The sequence below is a fragment of the Streptomyces oryzae genome, assembly GCF_017676365.1.
GTDB classification, from domain to species: Bacteria; Actinomycetota; Actinomycetes; order Streptomycetales; family Streptomycetaceae; genus Streptomyces; species Streptomyces oryzae.
The window spans coordinates 1-4,290 of record NZ_JADKMA010000327.1; the positions used below are offsets into that span (position 1 = coordinate 1).

General features: G+C 72.4%; 6 protein-coding genes. 2 read left to right on the top strand and 4 right to left on the bottom strand.

Annotated elements, in window-relative coordinates; genetic code table 11:
* Positions 1-753: TerD family protein (locus ITI46_RS33420; protein WP_209243701.1), on the top strand; the 753-nt coding region annotated here is incomplete at its 5' end.
* Positions 754-829: 76 nt separating this feature from the next.
* Here the strand turns inward: ITI46_RS33420 and ITI46_RS33425 are convergent.
* From ITI46_RS33425 to ITI46_RS33435, 4 genes are all read right to left on the bottom strand, one after another.
* A complete protein-coding gene (locus tag ITI46_RS33425) occupies positions 830-1,255 on the bottom strand; it encodes an SSI family serine proteinase inhibitor (RefSeq protein WP_307808424.1) in 426 nt (141 codons plus the stop codon).
* Between the two features lie 117 nt (positions 1,256-1,372).
* A complete protein-coding gene (locus ITI46_RS36290) occupies positions 1,373-1,450 on the bottom strand; it encodes a 50S ribosomal protein bL37 (protein ID WP_504739824.1) in 78 nt (25 codons plus the stop codon).
* A gap of 110 nt (positions 1,451-1,560) precedes the next feature.
* Positions 1,561-1,842 carry a GlsB/YeaQ/YmgE family stress response membrane protein gene (locus tag ITI46_RS33430; protein WP_372452137.1) on the bottom strand — a complete coding sequence of 94 codons (282 nt, stop codon included), beginning with the start codon at positions 1,840-1,842 and terminating at the stop codon, positions 1,561-1,563.
* A 175-nt stretch (positions 1,843-2,017) separates the two neighbouring features.
* Entirely contained in the window at positions 2,018-2,878 is an 861-nt protein-coding gene (locus ITI46_RS33435) for an NAD-dependent epimerase/dehydratase family protein (protein ID WP_209243703.1), read from the bottom strand.
* A gap of 270 nt (positions 2,879-3,148) precedes the next feature.
* On the opposite strand from ITI46_RS33435, the gene ITI46_RS33440 reads away from it, so the two are divergent.
* Positions 3,149-4,144, top strand: a complete 996-nt coding sequence (locus ITI46_RS33440; RefSeq protein ID WP_209243704.1) for a 5-dehydro-4-deoxyglucarate dehydratase — start codon at positions 3,149-3,151, stop codon at positions 4,142-4,144.
* Positions 4,145-4,290 lie beyond the last annotated feature (146 nt).

The following is a 4,290-nucleotide window of genomic DNA, read 5'->3' on the forward strand; positions in this document are numbered from 1 at the left end:
CCCGCACCCCCCGCACCCCCGGTTTCCGCTCCTGCCGCGCCTGCCGCTCCCTCGGCACCCAACATGCCGACGGCGCCACCGGTCCCACCGGCCCCATCGGCCCCGTCCGCGCCTGCTGTGCCTTCTGTGCCTTCCGCTCCCGCCGCCCCATCGGCTCCGGCCGCGGGGAAGATCAACCTGGACAAGGGCCGGGTCAGCCTCCAGAAGAACCAGACGGTCTCGCTGGTCAAGGGCGGCCGGCCGCTGCTGACTTCGGTACGGATGGGGCTCGGCTGGGAGCCGGTCTTCCGCGCGGGCAGGCGGGCCAAGGACATCGACCTCGACGCCTCGGTGATCGCCTACGACGCCAACCGCAAGAAGATCGACGCCTGTTACTTCGGCAAGCTGGCCATCCTGGGCGGCGTCATCCAGCACTCCGGTGACAACCTCACCGGCGAGGGCGCCGGGGACGACGAGGTGATCACCGTCCACCTCGGCGACCTCCCGCCCGAGGTCTCGGGGCTGGTCTTCACCGTGAACTCCTTCTCGGGCCAGAAGTTCACGGACGTCGCCAAGGCGTACTGCCGGCTGCTCGACGCGTCCGGCGGTGAGCTGGTCCGCTTCGACCTGACCCATTCCGAGCCGCGGACGGGCGTCCTGATGGCCAAGTTCATCCGCCAGTTCTCCGGCGAGTGGGAGATGACGGCGCTGGGCGAGTACGTCGACTCGCGTACGGTGCGCGGCATGGTGAAGCCGGGCGCTGCGGCGCTGTAACCCGGGGCTGTGGCCCCGGTGGCCCCGCTGCGCCCGGCAATCCACCGGGGGAGGGTGCTCGGAAGTCTGAGAAGTCTCAGAAGTCGAAGACGGGGCCCGTCGCCAGATGCATGGCGCAGGCGTTGGGGAACGTCTTCTTCCAGTTGACGGCCTTCTTCCGGTGGCTGCCGCGTGCGGCGACGGTCACCGGGGCGTGCTGCATGGTGCAGTGGCCGCGCTTGCGGGGCAGCGCCGCGAGGTTGCCGTGCGCCTTGTCGAGCGCGGCGCACGCCTCGGCGGCCTTCGGGTGGCGCCCGCGCGGCTTGGGCTCGCACTGGAGGAGGACGCCCCGGATCGCTGCCTTCCGGGAGCTGGAGATGCTGAGGAAGACGCCCTGGGTCTTGCCGTCGGCGCTCGCGGCGCCGACGGCGGGCGCGGACTGCGTGGCGAGCAGCGGCACGGCCAGAGCGAGGGCGGCCATGGCGGTGCGGATGGGGTGCCGGGTGGAGATTCGAGTGCTCACGGCCTCCTAACGAGGCCGGGTGCCGGGAGGATACGGGCCCGGCGCCTGCCGGGTCGGGGATGGCTGCCCGCGAAGCTGGGGACCCCCGCGTGCCGTACGGCACGCGGGGGTCCGCCCTCAGGACTGAGGCCGGCGGCCGTGGTTGGCCGCGTTGCCGCGACGAGCCTTCTTCTTGCGGCGACGCTTGGACGACATGGCGTCTCCTTTCCACGCGGGGATGTGTACCTCCGCGTTTCTACCACCCGGCGGCGCCGGTCCCCGAACCCCGGCCCTCCCAACGCCCGCTCCGCGCGGGCGCCGCGCGGTCAGCGGCGGTCGCGGGAGTGGCCGAACAGCAGGCGGTAGACGATCAGCAGGACGAGGGAGCCGGCGATGGCGGCGACCCAGAGGCCGGGGTCGACGACGTTGTTGGCTATCGGGCGGTCCAGGAACGTCGCCGAGAGCCAGCCGCCGATGAAGGCGCCGGCGATGCCGATCAGGACGGTGCCCACCAGGCCGCCCGGATCGCGGCCCGGCAGCAGGACCTTGGCCACCGTGCCCGCGACCAGGCCGAGCACGATCCAGCTCAGCACACCCGAGTGCGTCAGGTCGGAGAGCAGGTCGGAGCCGGATTTGTCGGAGTCCGACGCGGCGAGCCGGTTGAGCGGAGCGACGTGGGCGAGCGGCGTGGCGAGCATGGGTGGAGCCTCCCCGTGGCTGATCGGTTGCGGCTCCATCATGCCTGCCGGGCCCGGACCGGCCGGTACCCCCTTCAGCTCCCGTTCAGTGTGGCCAGCTCGGGGGCCGGGTGCAGAAGTGGCCGCCCAGATGCGCCTGGTCGGGCCGAGCGGTGTCCAACTCACCCTGTTCGGCGATGAGTTGCGCGGCGTAAGGCTCGGAGTTGTCGCGCGGTTCGTAGCCCAGCGCTCGGGCCGGGCCGAGGTCCCACCACAGCCGGGTGTTGGCGGAGGAGCCGTGGACGACGGTGTGGCCGACGTTCTCGGCGGTCAGCGCCGCGTGGAAGAGCCGGGCCCCGTCCGCGGGGCTGAGCCACACCGAGAGCATCCGCACCGACGTCGGTTCGGGGAAGCAGGAGCCGATGCGGACGGAGACGGTCTCGGTGCCGTGCAGGTCCCAGTAGAGCTGTGCGAGGTCTTCGCCGAAGCACTTGGAGAGGCCGTAGAAGGTGTCGGGGCGACGCGGGGTGTCCACGGGGATCAGCGGGGCCCCGCCGGCACCGGCCGCGCCCTTGCCGTCCCCGGGCACCGGAGTGAAGCCGACCGCGTGGTTGGAGGAGGCGAAGACGATCCGGCGTACGCCCTCGGCGCGCGCGGCCTCGTAGAGCGCGTACGTGCCCCGGATGTTGGCCTCGAGGATCTTCTCGAACGTCGACTCCAGGGAGATTCCCGCCAGATGGATGACCGCGTCCACGCCGCGTACCGCCGCACGGAGTTCGTCGCCGGTCGCGGTGCTCAGGTCCAGGACGAGGGCTTCCGGCTCGCCGTCGACGGGGCGCATGTCCAGCAGCCGCAAGGTGTAGCCGTAAGAGGGGAGCAGCCCGCGCATCAGGGTGCCGAGGCCGCCGGCGGCGCCGGTGAGCAGGACGGTGCGGTCAGCGGGCTCCGGTGCGGAGCTCTCGGGCATGACGAAGTCTCCATCCATGGACGGGGTTCACATATAGGGGTGGGCTGGGAGAGACGCTATGGAGCGCCCCCAGGCCCGTCAAGACAGCCGTGCCCCGGGTTGCGCGCTCTTTGTGCGGCCGAAGTCCGATGTTGGGCACCGGGGTTCGGCCTTGACCGGTGGCGCGCGGCTGCCTTAGCGTGACCACTGTTCAGGAATATGGACGAATGTCAGAAGAGTGCACAACTGCGGGGCGCACCGCCCCCGGTCCCGGCTCGCAAGGAGCTCCGTATGCCCTCGTCCCCGTCCTCTCCGCCTCCCGGTGCCTCGCTCGCCGAGCGGCTCGACGGGCTGCTCTTCTTCCCCGTGACGGCCTTCGCCGCCGACGGCTCCCTCGCCCTCGATGCCTTCCGCGCCCACGTGCGGTGCGGCGTGGCGGCGGGCGCGGGGGCCGTCTTCGCGTGCTGCGGCACCGGTGAGTTCCACGCGCTCGCGCCGGAGGAGTTCGAGGAGTGCGTGGCAGCCGCCGTCGCGGAGACCGGCGGAAGGGTGCCGGTGGTGGCCGGTGCCGGATACGGGCCCGCGCTCGCCCGGGAGTTCGCGCGCCGAGCCGAGGCAGCAGGCGCCGACGGGCTGCTGGCGATGCCGCCGTATCTGGTGGCGGCGGGCCAGGACGGGCTGGTGCGGCACTACACCGAGCTGGCGGAAGCCACCTCGCTGCCCACCATCGTCTATCAGCGCGACAACGCTCTTTTCACTCCCGAGGGCGTCGTACGCCTCGCCCGCCACCCGCGCATCATCGGTCTCAAGGACGGCCACGGCGATCCGGACTTGCTGCAGCGCATCATCACCGCCGTCCGCGGCGCGGGCCTGGAGCAGGACTTCCGGTACTTCAACGGGCTGCCCACAGCGGAGCTGACCGGGCTCGCCTACCGCGGCCTCGGTGTCTCCCTCTACTCCTCCGCCGTCTTCTGCTTCGCGCCCGAGATCGCCCTCGCCTTCCACCGTGCGCTCGCCACCGGCGACGAGGTGACGGTCCGGGAGCTGCTGGACGGCTTCTACGTACCGTTCGTGCAGCTGCGCAACCAGGGCCGCGGCTACGCCGTTTCGCTGGTCAAGGCTGGGGTGCGGCTGCGCGGACCGGACGTCGGCGGGGTGCGGCCCCCGCTGTCCGACCCGGCGCCCGCGCACATCGAGGAGCTGGCCGCGCTGCTGGAGCGGGGCCTGGAGCTGGCCGCCGCCGCGCCCGGCAGCACCTTGGCGCGGGCCGGCGAGGCGGCGCGCTGATGCGGGCGGCGGCGTTCCTCTACCCCTGGGACGTGGCCGGCGATCCCCAGGCGCCCGGCCGCCTCGCAGCGCTCGGCATCCAGCAGGTCACCCTCGCCTCGGCCTACCACTCCACCCGTGCCCTCACCCCGCGTCACCCCCGCCAC